The sequence below is a fragment of the Pseudovibrio ascidiaceicola genome (genome assembly GCF_900114245.1).
GTDB classification, from domain to species: domain Bacteria; phylum Pseudomonadota; class Alphaproteobacteria; order Rhizobiales; family Stappiaceae; genus Pseudovibrio; species Pseudovibrio ascidiaceicola.
On sequence record NZ_FOSK01000003.1, the window covers coordinates 206,319 to 226,933 of the forward strand.

General features: G+C 50.5%; 18 protein-coding genes. 12 read left to right on the forward strand and 6 right to left on the reverse strand.

Features of this window, described 5'->3' with window-relative positions; all coding sequences use genetic code 11:
• Positions 1-3 precede the first annotated feature (3 nt).
• Positions 4-2,901 (reverse strand): excinuclease ABC subunit UvrB, encoded by a 2,898-nt coding sequence (gene uvrB / locus BM231_RS07550; protein ID WP_208860174.1) that lies wholly within the window; start codon positions 2,899-2,901, stop codon positions 4-6.
• A gap of 218 nt (positions 2,902-3,119) precedes the next feature.
• Between uvrB and BM231_RS07555 the strand changes: the two genes are divergently transcribed.
• Entirely contained in the window at positions 3,120-3,605 is a 486-nt protein-coding gene (locus BM231_RS07555) for a hypothetical protein (RefSeq protein ID WP_093518175.1), read from the forward strand.
• Positions 3,606-3,610: 5 nt separating this feature from the next.
• Positions 3,611-4,147: a hypothetical protein gene (locus tag BM231_RS07560; protein ID WP_093518177.1), complete on the forward strand. Its 537-nt coding sequence runs from the start codon at positions 3,611-3,613 to the stop codon at positions 4,145-4,147.
• Positions 4,148-4,166: 19 nt separating this feature from the next.
• Here BM231_RS07560 and BM231_RS07565 read toward each other — a convergent pair whose 3' ends face one another.
• The 3 genes from BM231_RS07565 to BM231_RS07575 form a co-directional block, all read right to left on the reverse strand.
• Positions 4,167-5,423 (reverse strand): OmpP1/FadL family transporter, encoded by a 1,257-nt coding sequence (locus tag BM231_RS07565; protein WP_093518179.1) that lies wholly within the window; start codon positions 5,421-5,423, stop codon positions 4,167-4,169.
• 614 nt (positions 5,424-6,037) lie between these two features.
• The gene (locus BM231_RS07570) at positions 6,038-7,204 is read right to left on the reverse strand and encodes an OmpP1/FadL family transporter (protein WP_093518187.1); all 1,167 of its coding nucleotides are present in this window, start codon (positions 7,202-7,204) and stop codon (positions 6,038-6,040) included.
• 639 nt (positions 7,205-7,843) lie between these two features.
• Positions 7,844-8,800 (reverse strand): acetyltransferase domain-containing protein, encoded by a 957-nt coding sequence (locus tag BM231_RS07575; RefSeq protein WP_093518189.1) that lies wholly within the window; start codon positions 8,798-8,800, stop codon positions 7,844-7,846.
• Positions 8,801-9,044: 244 nt separating this feature from the next.
• On the opposite strand from BM231_RS07575, the gene BM231_RS07580 reads away from it, so the two are divergent.
• Both BM231_RS07580 and BM231_RS07585 read left to right on the forward strand, forming a co-directional pair.
• On the forward strand, positions 9,045-9,416 hold the full coding sequence (locus BM231_RS07580) for a septal ring lytic transglycosylase RlpA family protein (protein WP_244272115.1): 372 nt from the start codon (positions 9,045-9,047) through the stop codon (positions 9,414-9,416).
• 115 nt (positions 9,417-9,531) lie between these two features.
• Positions 9,532-10,509, forward strand: coding sequence for a DUF1402 family protein (locus BM231_RS07585; protein ID WP_093518191.1), 978 nt, complete (start codon positions 9,532-9,534; stop codon positions 10,507-10,509).
• A 45-nt stretch (positions 10,510-10,554) separates the two neighbouring features.
• Here BM231_RS07585 and BM231_RS07590 read toward each other — a convergent pair whose 3' ends face one another.
• Complete coding sequence (locus BM231_RS07590; RefSeq protein ID WP_093518193.1) at positions 10,555-11,220, reverse strand: MBL fold metallo-hydrolase; 666 nt, start codon at positions 11,218-11,220, stop codon at positions 10,555-10,557.
• A gap of 547 nt (positions 11,221-11,767) precedes the next feature.
• On the opposite strand from BM231_RS07590, the gene BM231_RS27465 reads away from it, so the two are divergent.
• The 6 genes from BM231_RS27465 to BM231_RS07620 all read left to right on the forward strand — a co-directional run bounded on the left by BM231_RS27465 (position 11,768) and on the right by BM231_RS07620 (position 16,207).
• Positions 11,768-12,415, forward strand: a complete 648-nt coding sequence (locus BM231_RS27465; RefSeq protein ID WP_093518195.1) for a cold-shock protein — start codon at positions 11,768-11,770, stop codon at positions 12,413-12,415.
• 197 nt (positions 12,416-12,612) lie between these two features.
• Positions 12,613-13,467 carry a 23S rRNA (adenine(2030)-N(6))-methyltransferase RlmJ gene (locus BM231_RS07600; RefSeq protein ID WP_093518197.1) on the forward strand — a complete coding sequence of 285 codons (855 nt, stop codon included), beginning with the start codon at positions 12,613-12,615 and terminating at the stop codon, positions 13,465-13,467.
• Between the two features lie 178 nt (positions 13,468-13,645).
• A complete protein-coding gene (locus BM231_RS27165) occupies positions 13,646-14,170 on the forward strand; it encodes a hypothetical protein (RefSeq protein WP_208860175.1) in 525 nt (174 codons plus the stop codon).
• Between the two features lie 208 nt (positions 14,171-14,378).
• Positions 14,379-14,786: a menaquinone-dependent protoporphyrinogen IX dehydrogenase gene (gene hemG, locus BM231_RS07610; RefSeq protein ID WP_208860176.1), complete on the forward strand. Its 408-nt coding sequence runs from the start codon at positions 14,379-14,381 to the stop codon at positions 14,784-14,786.
• Between the two features lie 165 nt (positions 14,787-14,951).
• On the forward strand, positions 14,952-15,569 hold the full coding sequence (locus BM231_RS07615) for a glutathione S-transferase family protein (RefSeq protein ID WP_063301233.1): 618 nt from the start codon (positions 14,952-14,954) through the stop codon (positions 15,567-15,569).
• 5 nt (positions 15,570-15,574) lie between these two features.
• Positions 15,575-16,207 carry a glutathione S-transferase family protein gene (locus BM231_RS07620; protein WP_093518201.1) on the forward strand — a complete coding sequence of 211 codons (633 nt, stop codon included), beginning with the start codon at positions 15,575-15,577 and terminating at the stop codon, positions 16,205-16,207.
• A 56-nt stretch (positions 16,208-16,263) separates the two neighbouring features.
• Here BM231_RS07620 and BM231_RS07625 read toward each other — a convergent pair whose 3' ends face one another.
• Positions 16,264-16,929: an outer membrane protein gene (locus BM231_RS07625; protein ID WP_063312554.1), complete on the reverse strand. Its 666-nt coding sequence runs from the start codon at positions 16,927-16,929 to the stop codon at positions 16,264-16,266.
• 394 nt (positions 16,930-17,323) lie between these two features.
• On the opposite strand from BM231_RS07625, the gene BM231_RS07630 reads away from it, so the two are divergent.
• Both BM231_RS07630 and uvrC read left to right on the forward strand, forming a co-directional pair.
• Complete coding sequence (locus BM231_RS07630) at positions 17,324-18,310, forward strand: calcium/sodium antiporter (RefSeq protein ID WP_093518203.1); 987 nt, start codon at positions 17,324-17,326, stop codon at positions 18,308-18,310.
• 101 nt (positions 18,311-18,411) lie between these two features.
• Positions 18,412-20,445 (forward strand): excinuclease ABC subunit UvrC, encoded by a 2,034-nt coding sequence (uvrC, locus tag BM231_RS07635; protein WP_093518205.1) that lies wholly within the window; start codon positions 18,412-18,414, stop codon positions 20,443-20,445.
• The last annotated feature ends 170 nt before the right edge of the window (positions 20,446-20,615 follow it).

Genomic DNA, 20,615 nt, shown 5'->3' on the forward strand with positions numbered 1-20,615 from the left:
GCCCTAGTTCTTCTTGCGATAAGTCCGCGTGCCTGGGCGCCCGCCTGAACTGCGCCCTGAAGACGTCCGGCGTGGCTTCTTCTCGCCTGTGGCTCCAGCAGGCGTCGGCAGGTCCGTTCCCGGCCCCATCTCACCCAATCGTGGCTTATGCACTTTGCTGCCAGAATCGGCCTTATCAGCCTCCGCCTTGGGCAGGTTGCCAGAAGCACCGTACTTCTTCTTCCCACCAAAGCCGCCAGTCTGCTGTTCAACAGACGTTTGCCGTGCCATCGGATCATCAGCAACCGCGAGCTCTGTCTCCTGCAGACGTTTGATTTCATCACGTAAACGCGCCGCAATTTCAAAATCAAGATCAGCTGCTGCTTCGCGCATCTTCTTCTCAAGATCCTCAATATGACCTTTGAGGTTGTGACCAATCGTGGCCCCTTCCTCGGCAAAGCCGGCATCGACAGAAACATGATCCTGCTCGTAAACGCTTTCCATGATGTCGCCGATGGAACGCTTCACGCTTTCCGGTGTAATGCCATGCTCTTCGTTATAGGCTTCCTGCTTGTCCCGGCGACGGTTGGTCTCCGCAATCGCCCGCTCCATGGAGCCGGTCATGCGGTCTGCATAAAGAATAACCTTGCCATCCACGTTACGCGCGGCACGGCCAATGGTCTGCACCAGCGACGTCTCAGAGCGCAAGAAGCCCTCCTTATCCGCATCCAGAATAGCCACCAACGCGCATTCGGGAATATCAAGCCCCTCACGCAACAGGTTAATCCCGATCAACACGTCAAACGCGCCAAGGCGCAAATCACGAATGATCTCAATCCGCTCCAGCGTATCAATATCAGAGTGCATGTACCGTACCCGCACACCATTCTCGTGCAGATACTCGGTCAGATCCTCTGCCATACGCTTGGTCAGCGTTGTCACCAGCGTACGGAAGCCCTTGGCCGCCTTCTCACGCACCTCACCCAACAGATCGTCCACCTGCGTCTTCGCTGGTCGAATCTCGATATCTGGATCAGTAAGACCGGTCGGACGGATAACCTGCTCGGCAAACACACCGCCGCTCTCATCCATCTCCCAGTTGCCCGGTGTGGCTGACACAGCAACCGTCTGAGGCCGCATCGCGTCCCACTCTTCAAACCGCAAAGGCCGGTTATCCATGCAGGACGGCAGACGGAAGCCATACTCCGCCAGCGTTGCTTTACGTCTAAAGTCACCTCGGTACATCGCGCCAATCTGCGGCACGGTTACATGGCTCTCATCAATAAACACAAGCGCATTGTCAGGCAGGTATTCAAACAGCGTTGGCGGCGGCTCACCCGGTGCACGCCCCGTCAGATAGCGGGAATAGTTCTCAATGCCCGCACAGGCACCCGTTGCCTCCATCATCTCCAGATCAAACGTACACCGCTGATCCAGCCGCTGCGCTTCCAGCAAACGCCCATGATCATTCAGCTCTTGCAAACGCTGCTTCAGCTCTGTCTTGATGGACTTGATGGCTTGGTTCAGCGTCGGCTTCGGCGTCACATAGTGCGAGTTCGCGTAGATCTTCACCAACTGAAGCTCACCGGACTTTTTGCCCGTCAGCGGGTCAAACTCGGTGATGTTTTCAATCTCATCACCCCAGAGGGAAATGCGCCAGGCCCGATCCTCATAGTGCGCTGGGAACACTTCAATCGTATCCCCACGCACGCGGAACGTTCCTCGTTGGAAAGCCGCATCATTACGCTTGTAGTGCAGCGCTACCAAGTCCGCCAGCAACTGCCGCTGCTCAATCTTCTCGCCAACCTCCAGCTTAAAGGTCATGGCTGTATAAGTCTCAACCGATCCAATACCGTAGATACAGGAGACCGACGCCACGATGATCACATCATCGCGCTCCAACAGCGAACGGGTTGCGGAGTGACGCATCCGGTCAATCTGCTCGTTGATTGAGCTTTCCTTCTCTATGAAGGTATCCGTCCGCGCCACATAGGCTTCGGGCTGGTAGTAATCATAGTAGGAAACAAAATACTCGACCGCATTGTTCGGGAAGAAGCTTTTGAACTCCCCGTACAGCTGTGCCGCCAACGTCTTGTTGGGCGCAAGGATCAGCGCCGGGCGCTGTGTCTGCGCAATCAACTGCGCCATGGTGAAGGTCTTACCAGAACCCGTAACACCCAGCAGAACCTGCGTATTATCGCCATCCGCAAGACCTTCTTTCAGGTCCGCAATCGCTGTCGGCTGGTCCCCTTTGGGCTCAAATTCGGATTCCAGAACAATAGGAACCCCACCCTCGGACTTTGACGGACGCTCCGGTCGGTGCGGAACCCAGGCATCCTCTCCAGATTCATCAGAACGGCCCTGCTCAATCAGCCGTGCCAGCGCCTGTACAGTCGCTGTCGCCCCGGTGATCGTATCTTCCTTAGCCTTCTTCTTCTTTTTCTTCGTCTCTTTGACGTGACTATCAAGAAGCTTCTCAGCATCTTCCAGCGAGATATCCAGCCCGGCTACCGGGTTCAGACCACCCTTGGCCCGCTCACGCGGATCACTCGTGGCACCCATAGACGTGCCCCGCGCAGACTTGGCAGGTGCTTTTTTCGCCTTGGCAGCAGGCTTTTTGGCCGCTGGCTTCGCTGCAGCTTTCTTCTTCGGAGCAGCCTTTTCTTCGTTCGGCTGCTCCGCTTCTTTGCGAGCTTTCAGCCCGGAAAGATCTTCATCAGCAATCTGATCTGCCCAGTCTGAAACAGAACCTGACAACGGACTGCCAGAAAGAGCAGGCTGCGGAGCTTCACCAAAGCCAGAGGTGGATCCCTCAGCTTCAGGCAATGAAGAAGAATTGGAAGATTTTGTAGGGCGCTTAGTCATGGGTGCACTATGCCGTGAGTCATTTGGAAAAGAAAGTATGTTCTTAGTTCGTTCCATCACTCTCGTGTAATCATCCTCTTAATTTCTCAGCAAAGATTTGAAAGAACCCGTTGCCCTCTCTTAACCAGACTGACTGCATTGAATTGAGTGATGCCTGAGGTTGCCGCAGACTGCACCACAACAGCCAGAGCGTGTTCCATTCAATGAAACCAACCGCAAAATCGCTCTCACACCAGCTTGACGCTCATCTCTCATACCGAGCAGGAATAATAAGAATGACAAAGCTACATTTCGGACTTGGTACAATCGCCCTCATTGCCACGTCCCTCTTCCTCACCACAGCACCCCAGGCCGCGCCTTCCAAAAACGTCAGCGGCGAAGTCCTCGTCCCGCTCAATTTCATCATTGGCCTAAAGGAAGACGGCTCATCAGACCCAGCTGTGACAGAAGCCTGCGAGAAAAAGTACGAGTTCGGCATGGGTAAGGAAGTTTTCGTCGAATATCAGATCAGCCCAACCCAAAACAGAGCTGTGGCACTGGTGGAAAGCACTGAAGTCAGGCTCACCCCTCTCGGCATACCGGAAACCTATTCCTTCACCTCAGACAAGATGCCAGATATCTTGAAAAGCAAAGGGTTTCTAAGGGTCATCTTTACAATGGAAGACGACTTCGACGATGAAGTGGTGCACATCATTGCAGCTGGAGACCAACCAACAGACAAATGCTTTTTGAGCACTGAAGCCTTTAAGCTGAGACAGTAAGGCAAATGCCTCGCCGAGCAGTTGCCCGTCAAAACAGACCATTTTGTGCAAAAGCGACAGTGCTGTGCATTGCTGCCACAGTCCATTTGAGCTCAATCGGACACGCAAACGCACGACTGGTCACAGAAGAACTCATGTTGCCCATTGCACATTTTGGAACAGCAGTGAGCACCGGCTCTGCCTCCTCAACCATGACCGACCATTGTCAGGAAATCTATGATGAGTTTCGTGGAACGGCGGTGTTCGTCGACTATGAAATCGACACCAGCTCAACCTATGCCTTTGCTGAAATCGCTGTCGCCGGTGAGGTCATCAAAATGACGGCACACCCAATCAAAGCTCACTACAAGTTCTTCAGCAACAAACTGCCCGACCATCTTTCAAGTCTCGGCGCACAAGCAGTGATCTTCCGGATCAACAATAAGTTCAAACAACCATCCGTCGAAATCCGCTTCAGCCACAACAACCGCTACGAATGCCACCTCATCGCCTCAACCCCAAAAATAAAAAAGGGCCAGAGATCACCATCCCCGGCCCCATAATTCTCAAAAATACAAAAGCTTAGAACGCTACGCGGATCTTGGAAGAAACCGCGAAGTTCCAGGAGGAGTCGTACTCGTATTCAGCATTAACTTCTGAAGGCGTACCAGCTGTTGTTCTGGTGATGTCGTAAGAGCCTTCACCAGCAGTTTTGTAAATTGCCTTACCACCAAGAGTGAACTTGAGGTTCTCTGTCAAATCGTAAGAACCACCAAGACCTACTGCATAGTAGTCAGAGTAAGGACCGCCAATACCTTTGTCCCAAGTCAGGTTACCACCCACACTTAGTTTTTCGGTAAGCTGGTGACCAACACCGGCCTCAACAATCCAACCATCTTTATAATTCAAAGAACGGACTAGATTGGAAGGAGCTCTTGGATCTGCACTATCCAGATTAACTGCCAGTTCGTTCAACACGCTCCAATCAGTCCACTTAACACCGAGAGAGACAAGCCAACCTGGAGCTACACCAGTCTGAATTTTTGCTTCAATGGATTGCGGGAGCGTTGCGCTAGCAGCTGCCTCAGCATTGACCGGCCCACCGGCAGCAGCCGGAAGAGCAACAACAAAATCGCCATTGAGGTCCAAATCAATCTCGGACTCATAGGACACTAATGCGCGAAGAGCAATCTCTGGCACCTCAAATGCCGCACCCAAACGGAAACCATACTCACGTTCAGTTTCAACGTTCACAGCAACACCTGCTGCACCAAATGGCGGAGGCGTTAAAGGTGGGACGATCAGAGTGTTAGATAGCTGTTCATAATCAACAGTCACAGAACGAACACCGCCGAAAACGCGAACAAACTTACCCTCAGAAACTTCGTGCTTGTAGCTCAACATCGCATCAATACCGAGAGCATCGGCATTAGTTTCACCGATAGCGTATTGACCACTCCAATCAAAGCCCGGCTGCTCGCTAATCACATATGGCTGATTGATGCGTGCGAAAAGATCAAGGTTATCGGTAAGCCCAAACTTTACAGAACCAGAGTTAAACCAGACATTTGGCGCAATATCATCAGCGCTATCATCACCTGGATTTGCAGCAATACCCACAATTGGCGAACCATTCACTGTTGTATTTGCATTTTTAAAGTCAACATTGCGAAGCGCTACTGTTGACTGAGCCTCAAACGCGAAGCGCTCTTTTGCAAACAGTAGATCGTAGTCTGCGATACCTTCAGTCGACCAGCCGCCAGCGAATGCAGCAGCAGGAATCATGGATACCGCGCAGCCCAGAACAGTTGTCTGAGCCAATGTCTTGAGAACACGCATGCCCTCTCCCCCTTATGTTTCCCCGTACACAGTGTTTAAAACACCGATTTTAGGTTCATTCAGTTGGGAGCACTTGCTTAAGATACGGAAATTGCAACGCGTTTCGCCCCAATGCGACACACATGCTATCCGCACTTAACGAGCATCAACGTGTCTCGCGCCAGTGCATTCCCACCAATTTGCAGAGCAAACTGATATAGTTCTGACTGCATGCATAGCGCATTGAGAGAAATAATCACCCCTCCCATAGTATAAATACTACACCATTTCGTTTGGGTAAGCTTTTCTAGACTTTAATATAACCTAAGGTAAATTAGGATGTTATATTTACTAATCTCAAACAAAGATCAGTTAATCGTAAAGAGCGACCAAGCATTAGACGATAGTCAAACTTACCTATACGTAAGTTACTTAAGAGTTTTGGGATAGGTTTTCCAACAATCCAACATGCTCATTTCTCCACAAAACTGTTGCACAAACAGCACAAATTGAGCCGCGCCTTGCACAAATCACCCACAGTGAGGGTTTCCCCTCAAATCGCGGCACGAGCCTCCAAAACAAAAAAACCGGAGACAATGCCTCCGGCTTTCTGAAAGTTCAAATATAAGCAGATATCAAAATGCTAAACGTACCTTAGTATTCACCGCAAAGGCCCAAGAACTGTCATAATCGTATTCACTAACAGTACCAGAAGCTGTGTTGTTCGCATCTCCAGTCCCACTCGTCTTGTAGATTGCAGCGGTTCCCAGAGTGAACTTCACATGTTTGTTGGCCGCATACGACCCGCCCAGACCAAGCGTATAGGTATCAGAATAACTGCCTCCGACCCCACGGTCCCATTGCAAGGAACTACCAACACTCAACTGCTCGGTCAAAGCATGTCCAATGCCAGCTTTCACAGTCCAACCGTCCTTAAAATTGAGTTTACGATGCACTGTTTCTCCAACAGACGTACCTGTAGCAGGATGAGCACTGTCTACAGAGAGTACATCAATAACCGACCAATCAACCCACTTCACTCCGGCGCTAACCAACCACCCTGGAGCTATACCTGACTGCACATTTAACTCGACAGATTGTGGCAGTGTCAGAGATGCGACGCTATCATAGACCTTGCTCCCACCAACGGAGGTATCTCCATCAAGCTTCGATTCAATCTGTGAATCGTAGATCAAGCTGGCTCGCATCGCATAAGCGGGAATCTCGTAAGCAACACCAACACGCCAGCCATAATCCAATCCATCAGCAGTCAGATCCACTTCAGCAGGTGCGCCGGACGAATGGGCGCCCTTAGAATAGTAACTCAGATGCTGAGCCTTTGCCCCTGCGATCGCACGAATGAACCGTCCCTCACCGACCTGAAACTTGTAAGAACATGTAGCATCAAAAGCAAACGCCTTCGCCTGCGTTTCATAACCAGAAAAGCGCCCCCTCCAATTAGGATCCATATCCTCCTCAATCGAAAGTGGGTTATTAAAGCGCGCTAAACAGTCAGCACTATCGGTAATGGCAAACTTCATTGCACCTTGATAATTCCAGATATTTGGAGTCGCACGCGTCTTAACCGGACCATCTGGAGCAGTTGCATTCGTGCTCACATAGTCAACGTTACGATCAACATAAGTCACGGAACCTTCAACCACAAAATCTTCAGGCGCAAAAAGCAGCTCAGACGAGCCGATGCCAAGCGTATCCCATGCCCCCGCTAAGGCGATACTTGATCCGGCCAGCACGAAGCAGCCTGCTGCAAGGCCACGGCCTGCGTTCTTCAAAACCCGCATTCTCTTCCCCCATACTCGTGAGCTTCTGGTAATTCCCCAAAACCGAGCTCACTCCTGAAGGGATGCGAAGATATGTCGTGAAAGAAGAGCCCACCTCTTAGAGGTGATGCTATGTTTAAAACATTATTTGAGCATAGATTGCGACTATACTTCCCCCACAAGTACGAAAATCTCAACATCACTTCATAATAACTGCGTATATTTACCGAGTGATATATTATCCGTACATTTATCGTGGTCAATACCATCTATCTGTAGTTTTGAGTGTTTTTCTTCTGAATCTAACTTTATGTTAGCTGCACAATTGAGCAAACTATGACTTACTCATAGAAACGATATCTCAACCTGGATCTTGAAAAACTCATTCAATTCCAAAGCTTACGTTTAGGTAACAATGTAAAAGGAGGTATCTTTTAGGAACAGAAGACCTCAGGAATGCCTCCCTGAGATTTCAGCTACCAGAAAATGTATATTTTTTCAGAGGAGCAGGTGCGCAACAGAATAGTTACTGCTCAACACTCCGAAATTACAGAGAGCTTTGCCTGACTGATTCACAAACAGATCAGTCCAATCAGCTACGCACGGGCATATCCACCTGGAGGCTAGGGGACAAATCTTACCGCAAAGGGAACATCGAACCTAGCGCCGCAGACACACCTGAAAGACCTGCTGTGCAATTTCACGCACATCCGCATCATTCGGTCTGGTCAACAGATCCTCCCAAACACCCCGGTTCATCATTTCAGAGGAGGTACAACGACACGCCTGCTCACACACGCCAGCATCCACGGTCTGACTACAAGCCATCACGCAAGATTGCTGAAAGCTTCTGACCTGAACATCCCCCGCATTGGTACTAAGCACCCCAGCAGTCACGCCAGCCCAAACAACCCCGAACAGGATCGGTTGGTGCAGAAGGTAAGTCGCAAGGGAATGTCGACCGAACCACGCAAAACAACGCGAAATAACGCTTGGCGACGCAGAACCGCGCAAAAGCCGCAAAAGGTCATAGCGATGCAGGATATCCCCGCACCCGATGCCCAGTAGCACAGGTCCAAACCAAGGAATAAGTGGCACATAATCAACGGAAACTTCGGGCAGAGAGTTGAGCCCAAGCCAGAAAAACTGGCGATATGGCAGCACATAATCCCCGAGCCAGTGGTAGAGAAGGATCACCCCTGCCCCACATAACAACGCAAACACGTAATGAACGCGCAAAAACGGCAGGGCAAGAAGACTGGACACAACAATGGAATGCAAAATTCCAAAACGAACCCATTGATCCTGAAAGATAAAGTAAGTCGCAACAGAAACCGCAAGTGCAGCAACTGCCACCTTTATCTCCCGGCGCCAGAAACTTTCCCACCGGATACCGCTTTTATGCGCCAGCACCAGACTGAACCCAACCAGAAACAGAAAACTGCCCGCGATCAACTGCGCAAACAACCGCCACCCCGGCGAACCGGAAACATCCCAGTCGACAACACCAAACCAAGAAAGATCCCAGGAGAAATGATAGATTGCCATTGTCAGGAGCGCGAGGCCGCGGGCGACATCCGCGAGGATAAGTCTTCCAGTCAATGGCTTTTGCTGCACTTTATTCCCCTATCCGGAATATGTTCGCGCGGTACGCACCGCTACAAACGTGATCATTTTTTTCAATCTACATAAACCAACTCACCAACACAGAAAATCTCTCTGGTCCCTAAAACAAGGGAAACCCTGTATAATTGGCGTAGCTAAATTGCCAATAGGCCTCAGAATGTCTTGTAACAACAAAAGCTTGGCTCATCGCAATGGTCGCATTTACGATCTCCTCCTGTTCATCATCGCCATTTTGATTGTGTCTGTCGCCTTCATCCTGCGCCCTCATCAGGTGGAAATTAAAAGAACATCTCAATGCGGAGAAGCCTCCTGGTATGCCCTCACGTCCCAAACGGCGAGCGGGGAAATGATGGATCCGGCCAAGCTCACGGCAGCTCACCTAACGCTGCCAATGGGCACAAGAGTTCTTGTAACCAACCTGTCAAACGGCAAATCTCTGACAGTACGGATAAATGATCGCGGCCCATATGCTCAAAACCGCTTGATTGATCTTTCCAAAGCAGCAGCCTCGGAACTGGGCTTTATTCAAAGCGGCGTAACACACGTGCGCATTTCAGTTGCGAATGAATTTAAGAAATACCTGAATGGACATAATTGTAAAAAATAGCACCACACTTATGAGTGTAAGCAAAAACTAGCTTCTGAATAGATTTTTAGGACAATTCATCTAGACATAAAGCAATCAAAACCAACAGCAATTAATAGTGCAGAGTTCGATTGCTATGACATTACACCGAAAAGCAAGTGCATTTATTCTAGCAACAGCCATAATATTATCTTCACCTGACTTCTTGCTAAGCTCAGCACAGGCAAATGTTCCGCTTGTGGTTCCCTCTGGCAATCGCCTTCAAAGCCAGCCGACCATCCCCAGCGCATCTGCAACGCGTACCAAAGCCTTCAAACGAACCTATGAAAAAAAGTTTCAACGCATTCTCAAAGTGCTTAAACGAGAAGGCCGCCTGATCAAGAACATCAAGAAGGTCGCCAGCCTTTACAACATAGACCCGGTCCATATCCTGGGAGCGATCGTCGGAGAGCATACCTACAATTACGATAGCCTCGACAGCGCTCAGGGCTATTACATGAAGGCCCTGCAATACGCGAGAATTCCTATTTCTTTCCAACATGATGGAGAGAAAGTTTGGAGTTTTGTAAAGCGCCCGCAGTTCAACACATGCCGCAGAGAGGAAACCAGCAACAGTCGCTGGAGATGCTACGAACTCGTCTGGAACACAAGTTTCATGGGCAAGACAATCGGCGCAGTCCGCTACCCACGAGAGCCCTTTCACAGAGCCTTTTTCAGACCAATGTTCGCAGGGCAAAGCTTTGGATTGGGCCAGATAACGCCGCTCACCGCATTAAAGATGAATGACATGGTCAGCAGCATCAGCGGTCTGCCAAAACTCAGCTCCAAAGATGCGTCTGGCCTTTACAAAACGGTGATGGATCCAAACAAATCAATTCACTACACCGCTGCAGTACTTAGAGACGCCATAAACGCCTACAAAAAAGTCGCTAACGTCGATATCTCCGAAAACCCAGGCCTCACGTCTACCCTATATAATCTCGGAAACCCTTGGGAACGTGCCATTTCTTACCGAAACAAACGCAGAATAACACCCGCTCATTTGCCCCGAGAAAATTACTACGGCTGGCTCATCAACGAGCGCATCGACGAACTCCAGGCAATCCTTCGTTAAAAAGGGGAGCACAAACTCCCCTTCACGCTCTCAGATAACCATTGGTTATTTTAGATATGGGTTGTTCAGCCTTTCGTGGCCAAGCGAAGAAGCTGGCCCATGCCCAGGCAGGAAAGTAATGTCATCACCCAGCGGCAAAAGCTTTTCCTTGATTGAGGCGATGAGCGTATCATGATCACCACCCGGCAGATCAGTTCGCCCAATCGATCCTGCAAACAGCACATCGCCCGAAATCGCCAGTTTCAGGTCCTTGTTGTAAAACACCACATGCCCAGGAGCATGACCTGGGCAGTGTAGAACCTGAAACTCAGCACCCGCAGCAGTAACCACATCACCCTCAACAAGCCATTGATCTGGCTCCACTTTCTTGACGGCATCCAAACCAAACTGTTTGGCCTGATCTTCAACACGATCAATCAGTGGGCGATCATCTTCATGAGGGCCAATCACTTTAACATTCAACGTTTCTGCCAATTCAGCAGCACCGCCAATATGGTCGATATGCCCATGAGTGATGAGAATATGCTCTACCGTCACATCCAGCTCTTTAAGTGCAGCAAGAATGTGATCCACATCCCCACCAGGATCAACAACAACAGCTTTACGCGTATTCTTGTTCCAGACGATGCTACAGTTCTGCTGGAAGGCAGTGACCGGTACAACAGTTATCTGAATTCCCGTCAGATCTGCTTTATTGCTGGCATCACTCATAAGTGCTTCATCTCCAAATTCCGAATTCTTCGCACCATACAGTAATCAGATATGCTGGGCTACTCTCAGCCCTTTCAGAAACCTGCTAATATTACGACTTTCAAATACAACCCCAAAACCAAGCCTCTGCAAATACCATTTATGATTGCAGCGATAGTCAAACATGCAAATATCATTTATCTTCGCAAAATTATTCGATATTTTAGATGTAAATAATGTGATTTTATCCTCCCATTTCTGGCTACACCCCCAATTTCATAGGGTTTTACCTCCACCTTCCCTAGGAAAAGCTTGCCCTATTACCAAACTGAACCCTATGATATGCCGCGCATACGTAAAGACTGCCTATGTTGAACTGGCCACTATTATTAACCGGCCAAGCAATTAGGGAGTATTTGCGATGCAAGGCAGGTAGGAGCTCTTAACCAAAGCCCCAATAAGACATTTGATTTATTTTTTGTGTGTTTTCGGACGGGCAATTGGCTTTGAGAAAGCGAGTACATGCGGATACTGGCAGGTTTAAATCCGCAGGAAAGGCGATATTGTAATGCATAATGGGAATTCGGGTCGTCGTCCACGCAGCAAGCGAGGCGGCAAGCGCGAATTTGGGGATTCGCAGAATTTCGGCCCGGAGTTTGGGGCACCAGCATATTTTCCAGGAGATTCCGAGCGCGGCGCCTACGCGCCTCCTGTGGTGGAAAATGAACGCAGAGGTCCCTACGGTAACCGCAGTCCGGGAGGATACGGCGGAGACCGGAATAACGACTATCGCGCGAGCGGGCATGGCGACAATGACCGTGGCGGCGGGTATGGCAACCGTGGTGGTAGCGGCGGAGGCGGTGGCTTCCGGGACGGACCAAACGGTGGAGGCGGCGGACGTCGCAGCTACCCACCAGTTGAACGGGGACCTCGCCAATCTGGCACTGTCAAGTTCTTCAAGCTGGATAAGGGCTTCGGCTTCATCACACCAGATGATGGCGAAAGCGATGTATTCGTCCATATCTCAGCTGTTGAGCGCTCCGGTCTGACGACGCTTGATAGCGGGCAGCGGATTTCCTTTGAGACAGAACCTGATCGCCGGGGCAAAGGTCCAAAGGCAGTTGAACTGCGACTGGAAGACGGCACAGCTTCATCTGACACAGCTGAATCTCAGCCAGAGATGCGCGACGACTTTGACAGCATAGGCCAGGACTAACCGCCTAGGACCTGCACTGTTGATTTACTAAAGGCAGCACTTTGCTGCCTTTAGTTTTGGGCTCAGTAGAGTGCTTTGCGCCTTGTGTCCCTGCCCACCATCAGACTATAAGGCCGACAACAAACCTATTAACAAGAGCGCCTCTAGAGAACTCCACCCTGGCAGCAGCGCACGATAAAGGCCAACAGGCGCCCACCATGAACTATCGGCACATTTACCACGCAGGCAACATTGGCGATGTACTCAAACATATCGTCCTCGCCAACATCTTGAAGTACCTCCAGAAAAAAGATGGAGCCTACAGAGTACTGGACACGCATGCGGGAATTGGCCTGTATGATCTGACCTCTGAAGAAGCCCAGAAAACCGGAGAGTGGCAGCAAGGCGTCGGCAAAGTGCTGGAAAACCTTGGCAATGCGCCAGATCCAGTGAAGGAAGTTCTCGCGCCCTGGCTGGAAACAGTCGAGAATCTCAACCCGGGCGGTGGTGTACAATTTTACCCTGGCTCCCCTGAAATTGCTTGCATGCTAGCCAGAAAGCAGGACCGCCTGACGCTCACAGAACTTCATCCAGAAGATTTTGAAGAGCTGAAAAACAATTACGGCGGGGACAAAAAGGTCAAGGTCATTGCACTGGATGCCTGGCTCGCATTGGGTAGCTTCCTCCCCCCAAAAGAAAGACGCGGTGTCGTCTTGATCGATCCGGCGTTCGAAGTGGAAGATGAATTCGCACGCGTTGCAGATGGTGTTATCCGTGGTTGGAAGAGATGGCCAACTGGAACATTTGCTATTTGGTATCCAGTCAAAAACTTCAGTGCAGTTCGCCAACTCATTGCTACACTTGACGAAGCTGGCATCCGCAACACTATGAAAATCGAATTGTCGGCTGGTAAAGTCAGCAAGGACGCGCCAATGAAGGCCAGCGGGATGTTGGTCATCAATCCTCCTTGGACACTCACAAAAGACATGAACGCCGCCCTGCCATGGCTCTGCAAAACTCTGACGCAAGGCATCAACCCGTCATGGAACGTGGAGCAGGTTATTCCTGAGTAACCCCTCAGAACCTTTGATTGACCCAAAACAGCAAATCACTGATTGCTAGAAGCGCAGGGCCAAAGCTCATGCGCTTTTAGTATCTCGTCGCGCCTCACAAAGAGGCTGGTGCATAAACGCTTCCTGCAGGCAGCTATCCGCTGCTTCAGACCAGCCAGCCTTTCCGTGGAGAGTGTTAATGCGCGCGAGATCAATCCTAACTCTGTTGACTACAACTGTACTAAGTGTTGCCACCGGAACGACGTTTGCTGCTGATCTGGTTCCTCCGGGGAGCTATGACACAACCATCCCGCAGATAGACGAAGAGGATTTCATTGATCCAAATGAGAAAGTCTATTTCGGATGGTCCGGCGATTATCTGCCAGCTTGTGACTCCGGTTCGGCACAAAGAGCCGTCGCACGACAAATCGCACGTGCTGTTCCAAGTTATTATGACGGATTAGAGATCAAACTGATCGAAGAAATTCGCGAGTCGGATTTCACGATCAGGCGGCCAAGCCCAGTGGGTCGCCGCTATTGCAATGGCGTAGCAACACTAAGCGACGACACCCGCCACCGCATCTATTATGCACTGGTGCAGTATGATGGCTTCCTTGGCCTTTCATGGGGCGTCAAAGCTTGCCTTGACGGCCTCGACAAGTTCAGGGTCTACGATGGCGAATGCCGGACAGTTAGGCCAGAGCAGGAAATCATACCCCGCTAACGCAACGCCTTGCTACATCATGCCTCCTAGGACTGTGTGCACATGAGATTTATATTCGATCTCAGCACAGTCCTACGGGTTCACAACTGATGAAATACTATCTCGCCTACGCCAGTCATGATGGCCAAACTAAAAAATAATTGGCAAGATCTCAGAGTTTCTTGAAAAGAATGGAGAAAAGATCGTCTTCCTCCCTCTTGTAACAGGGGTGGAACAGCTCCCAACTGATTTGAAGAACAACCGAATTCTCATTGGAGCCCCTATCCGCTATGGCTTCCATTTACGTCCGGTTCGCCAGTTTGTCAGCCGCAATTTGGCCGAACTGAATCAGGCACATACAGCTTTCTTTTCAGTCAACCTGACAGCCCGAAAGCCGGAGAAGAGCACCCCGCAAACCAACGCATACCTCAGGAAATACTTGGAGAAATCGAAGTTTGAGCCAAAGAAGGCTGCTGTCTTTGCAGGTGCTCTCAACTATCCTGACTACAAGCCGTGGGATCGGGTAATGATCCAACTCATCATGAAGATGACCAATGGCCCGACAGACCCCAAACTCACCGTCGAATTTACAGATTGGATTGCTGTCGAGCATTTTGCGAAGGAGCTCACCCAGTAACCGCAAGCTCTGACACAATCAAATCGAAGTCCCTTGCATTATTGGAAGAAACACGGATATCGTGCAGACCACTCAATTCTCCTAGAGCGTATCACCGAATGCACCTCCGGGTTTCGGATAAGGATGCGCGTTGCAACATGATCTAGTGTTTTACAGGTGGCTGCCATGCAAACTCTCCGTTCCTCCAGCGCTTCTCCATTTGGTCGCAAAATCAAGCTCGCACTGTACGTGCTAGGCTTCGCAGACAAAGTGAATGTTGAAGTCGCACAGACACTCGATCCCAATGACACGCTCCGCCAGCAAAACCCACTCGGTAAAATCCCATGTCTTGTCCTTGAAGACGGCAACGTACTCTACGACAGCCGCGTCATCACTGAATATCTGGACTATACAGCTGGTGGCGAAAAGCTGTTTCCAGCAGGTGCTGAACGATTTGAAATTCTGACCAAACAAGCTCTTGCAGATGGTATCTGCGATGCAGCAATCCAGATCGTTTATGAAAGCCGTATGCGTCCTGAAGAGAAGAAGCATCAGGACTGGGTGGATTACCAACAGGCCAAGGTTGATCGTGCGCTGACAGCCTTCGAAAACAACCCATTGCCAAAAGTCCAACACAACTCACCTGATGCAGCTCAGATCGCACTCGCATGTGCTCTTGGGTATCTTGATCTTCGTTTCGCTGGTGAATGGCGAAAATCATATCCAACACTCGTTGCATGGCTGGATGACTTCGCTTCAAGCGTACCGTCATTTGACAAAACCAAAGCTGAGCCGGGAGTTTAGGCAAAATGGTCATCCTCCGCACATCACCAACCTCCCCTTATGGACGAAAAGCGCGTATCGCTGCTGCTGTTCTGGGACTTCAGGAACTGGTGAAAGTCGATTGGGCTGACACAAGAGCATCCGAGGGCTCTTTGTACGAGCAGAATCCACTTGCAAAAGTCCCGACACTTTTGCTGGAAAACGGCGACATCGTCTATGATAGCCGCGTCGCACTGGAGCTGCTCGACACTCTGGCTGGCGGAGGCAAAATCATCCCGACAGACGACACCCGCATCTCAGCCCTGACAAAACAAGCAATGGCGGATGGCATCACTGATGCCGCCATTCAGGCTCAGATTGAAACAAGGAACCATCCAGAGGAACACTGGAACCGGACCTGGATCGACCGGCAACAAGGAAAAGTTGATCGCACTTTGAAAGCCTTCAATGACCATCCTTTGCCAACTCCAGCCGAAACCAATGGCATTCCGGACTGTGCCCAGATCGCTCTTGCTTGTTCATTAGGTTATCTCGATTTACGAGCGAATGGGGATTGGCGGCAGAACAACCCGCAACTGGTTCGTTGGCATGAAGCTTTCGTTGCGCAGGTTCCGGCCTACAACGAAACACAGGCACCAGAAATGCTTGAAAGAAGCTGAAAGCAAAAAAGGCGCATGCCGGAAGCATGCGCCTTTAAAGCAGAAAATCAGTTCAATTAGAACTTCATGGAAACGCCTGCGCGTACCAGATTTTCATCAATCTTAGTTTTCTCAGTGTCGCCACCGAAGTCAAACTTCTGATCGCCGAAGTCCTGATACAGGTATTCAAGGCGAGCAGTCAGAGTGTCGGTTACAGCGTGTTCAACACCAGCACCTACAACGTAACCAATAGCGGTTTTCTCATCCTTGCCTGAAGAGGATTTTGCAGTCAGGTCTTTGAATGCAGCACCACCTGTACCGTATACAAGCGTACGGTCGAGAGCGTAACCTGCACGAGCGCGAACAGTTGCGTTCCAGTCGGACTGCAGCTCTACGCCAGCGCTTTTCTCTTCAAGGTCATTGTACTGAATGTCAGCTTCAGCACCCAGGACAACACTTGGAGCAACCATGAAGTTGTAACCGGCATGAACGCCCGCAGTTACACCATTCTGGTCGTCATCCAATGCACCGGATGCACCGCTTTTGCCATCAGCGCCGAGGAATCCCCAACCAGCGTTGGCACCGATGTAAGCACCAGACCAGTCATACGCAGAAAAGGTCGCTGGTGTTTCATAAGAAATTTCTGGCTGAACTGGCTGTACTGGCTGAGGGAGGTCAGCAGCAAGGGAAGTGCCGGCCATCAGACCGAAAGCAATAGCGGTACAAGACGCAATACGCAGCATGTATCATTCTCCAACAAATTATAAACGGAGCGCATGAAACGCATCCGCTGGGGGAAGGCGATCAAATGAGACCGCCCCGGGATGGAGAAAGGTATGATTTGACTTTGTGGCTGGATCTGACACGAATTCTGGTTAATTCAAGGCAAACTACAGAAAGAATATGGCGCATTTGACAACCTATTGTTTACGCTAGGTAATATACACTATTTGAGTGGCCTTTTTACTACACACAGGCTGTGATCAATTCTACCAACTGAAATTTTTGCAGAGATCTGCTGTCAAAAGTGATCTGAGACACTTCAAGAACGCTGCAAACCTGTCTATATACCCGGTCAGACTCCTGTATGCCCCCTTTGGTGTAGCAAATAACCTTACATAATTGGAATTTCAGCCTATGCTTTTCTCATATGCTGCCCTCCTCGGAGGTCTCGCACTATTGATTTTTGCCGGTGACTTGCTTGTACGCGGCGCTGTGTCAATTGCTCAGGCTCTGGGAATTCCAACTCTCATCATCGGTTTGACCATTGTCGCCTTTGGTACCTCTGCACCAGAACTCTTTATCTCTCTGAAAGCTGCCCTCGACGGAGTCAGCGGCGTTGCAATCGGTAATGTTGTCGGCTCCAACATCGCAAACGTGCTACTGGTTCTTGGTGTACCTGCTCTGATCGCAACAACGCCATGCGATGAAAATGGAGCTCACAGAAACGCTCTGTTCATGCTTGTGGTCTCCGTCATTTTTTCAGCACTCTGCTTCATGGGCACGCTAACCCATTATGCAGGTATCGGCCTTCTTGTTTTGCTTCTGATCTTTCTGGGGGATTCAGTACGCGCAACCAAGAAGCATAAAAAAGAGAACGGCTCTTGCTGTGTAACGGCTTCTGATGGAGATGAAGAAGATGATCTCGACGTCGATTCCGTTCCAGAAAACAAGGCAATTGCAGCACTCTTTCTCGTTCTGGGCCTGATCGGCCTGCCGCTTGGAGCCCAGCTGACGATCTCCGGGGCAACTGATGTGGCATCATCCTGGGGCGTGTCCGATGCTGTTATCGGTCTGACCGTCGTTGCACTTGGCACCTCGCTGCCAGAGCTTGCGACAACCGTCATGGCAGCCCTCCGTCAGCATTCAGCAGTGGCTCTCGGCAACGTCATTGGCTCAAATGTATTTAATCTGCTGGCGATCATGGGCATCACGGTCACAATCATTCCAATCCCGATCCCAGAACAGATCCTCGTCTACGATATCTGGGTCATGCTAGCCTGTGCCGTACTCCTTTATATCTTTGCCGCCAAGCGTCTATGCCTTGGCAAAGCATGGGGCATATTCCTTAGCGTTGCCTATGTCGCTTACATCTACGGCGTATTTGCTCTGGATTTCATCTAGGACACACAACTAAAACACTTCTGAGAGACCGCACCTGCCGTTGAATCGGATAAGGTGCGTTTCCATATTTTATTTCAGCATACACCGAGAGTAATTGGATCATGGCCAAAGACACATCTGACATGCCTGCTCAAGCAGAAGACAATGTCGATGTGCCCCAAAGCAATCCAGACATCCAGTTTGAAAGCAACGCCGCCCCGCGCAAACCTGGCGTAAAGGGTGTTGAAGTCATTGCAGACTTCGTAAAACGCTTGCCCCTTGGGCCCGGCGTCTACCGCATGTTTGATGAGGACGGAGAAGTCCTCTATGTCGGCAAGGCCCGCTCACTCAAGAAGCGTGTCACCAGCTATACGCGGCTTCAGGGCCAATCCAACCGCATCATGCGAATGATCATGGCAACCGCTGCTATGGAGTTCGTTGAAACACGCACAGAACCAGAAGCCCTGCTACTGGAAGCAAACCTGATCAAGCGTTTACGCCCACGCTTCAACGTGCTCCTGCGTGATGACAAGTCTTTTCCGTACATCCTGATCAGTGCAGATCATGAAGCCCCTGCCCTAATCAAACACCGCGGTGCCCGTGCCCGCAAAGGCGACTACTTCGGACCGTTTGCATCCGCTGGTGCTGTCAATGACACCATCAATGCCATGCAAAAGGCGTTTCTCATTCGCAACTGCTCCGACAGCTACTACTCCAACCGCTCACGCCCTTGTCTGCTCTACCAAATCAAGCGCTGCGCTGCACCGTGCACCGGTGAGATCTCCATCGAGGACTACAAAGGACTTGTCGCAGAGGCAAAGTCTTTCCTCTCGGGCAAAAGCCAGCTCATCAAGCAAGATCTGGCAGTGGCTATGGAAAAAGCCTCAGAGAACCTCGATTTTGAACAAGCAGCCGTCTACCGCGACCGCATCGCCGCACTCTCACATGTTCAGAGTCACCAGGGCATCAACCCTCAGAGCATTGATGAAGCAGATGTCTTCGCCACTTATCAGGAAGGCGGTCAGACATGCGTGCAGGTCTTCTTCTTCCGCACGGGACAAAACTGGGGCAACCGCGCATACTTTCCAAAAGCGGATAAAAGCTACGAACCCTCAGAAATTCTGGAGAGCTTCCTCTCCCAGTTCTACGAGGATAAACCGCCGCCACGTATGGTGCTGCTCTCTCATGAACTGGAAGAGCAAGAACTACTGGCAGAAGCCCTCTCAGCAAGGGCCAATCGCAAGGTCGAAGTTGCAATTCCAAAGCGCGGCGAAAAACGCGAGTTGGTGGAGCACGCACTCACGAATGCCAAGGGCGCTCTTGGCCGGAGACTTGCCGAGACATCCAGCCAGCTGAAACTCTTGAAGGGCGTCGCTGAAGCCTTTGACCTGGACCGCACACCACGTCGCATCGATGTTTTCGACAACTCCCACATCTCAGGCACCAACGCAGTTGGTGGAATGATCGTTGCAGGCTCTGATGGTTTTGCGAAAGGCCAGTACAGAAAGTTCAACATCAAGTCAGAAGACCTGATCCCGGGCGACGACTACGGCATGATGCGAGAAGTACTCTCACGCCGTTTTGCTCGCTTGATAAAAGAGAACCCAGAAGGTTACGAACAAGCCGCCCGGTTCACCGCACAATCAAAAACTGAGCAAAAAGCTGGTGAAGATGAGCAGGATGTCGCGCCATCCAACACTGACATCCCTGCATGGCCTGATTTGGTTCTGATCGATGGTGGTAAAGGCCAACTCAGCGCTGTCCGCGAAACACTCGAAGAGATGGGTATCACGGACATCCCATTGGTCGGTATCGCAAAAGGCCCCGACCGCGATGCAGGGCGCGAGAAGTTCTTTGTCACAGGCAAACAAAGTTTCATGCTACCTGAACGGGATCCTGTCCTCTACTTTGTGCAACGCATGCGAGATGAGGCCCACCGCTTCGCGATCGGCTCCCACAGGGCCCGCCGCAAAAAAGCGATCGTGGCAAATCCGCTAGATGAAATCGCGGGTATTGGTCCAACAAGAAAGCGCGTTCTGCTTCGTCACTTTGGCACTGCAAAAGCAGTTTCAAAAGCAGGTATCGATGACTTACGCGCTGTCTCGGGCATCTCCGAAAGCATTGCAAAACTGATCTACAACCACTTCCACGAATAATCACGGGATAACGCATTGTTTTCACAAATAGAAAACGACTCTGCGCTATTCTCATCAAAACTTAACAACCAAAGGTGAGAGCAGTGCATTCAGACAGGGTATTATCAAAGAAAAAGCGAAATACCCCGATCTTGCTTCATCTGGTGCGCGCAGGAACACTCGCTGTCACC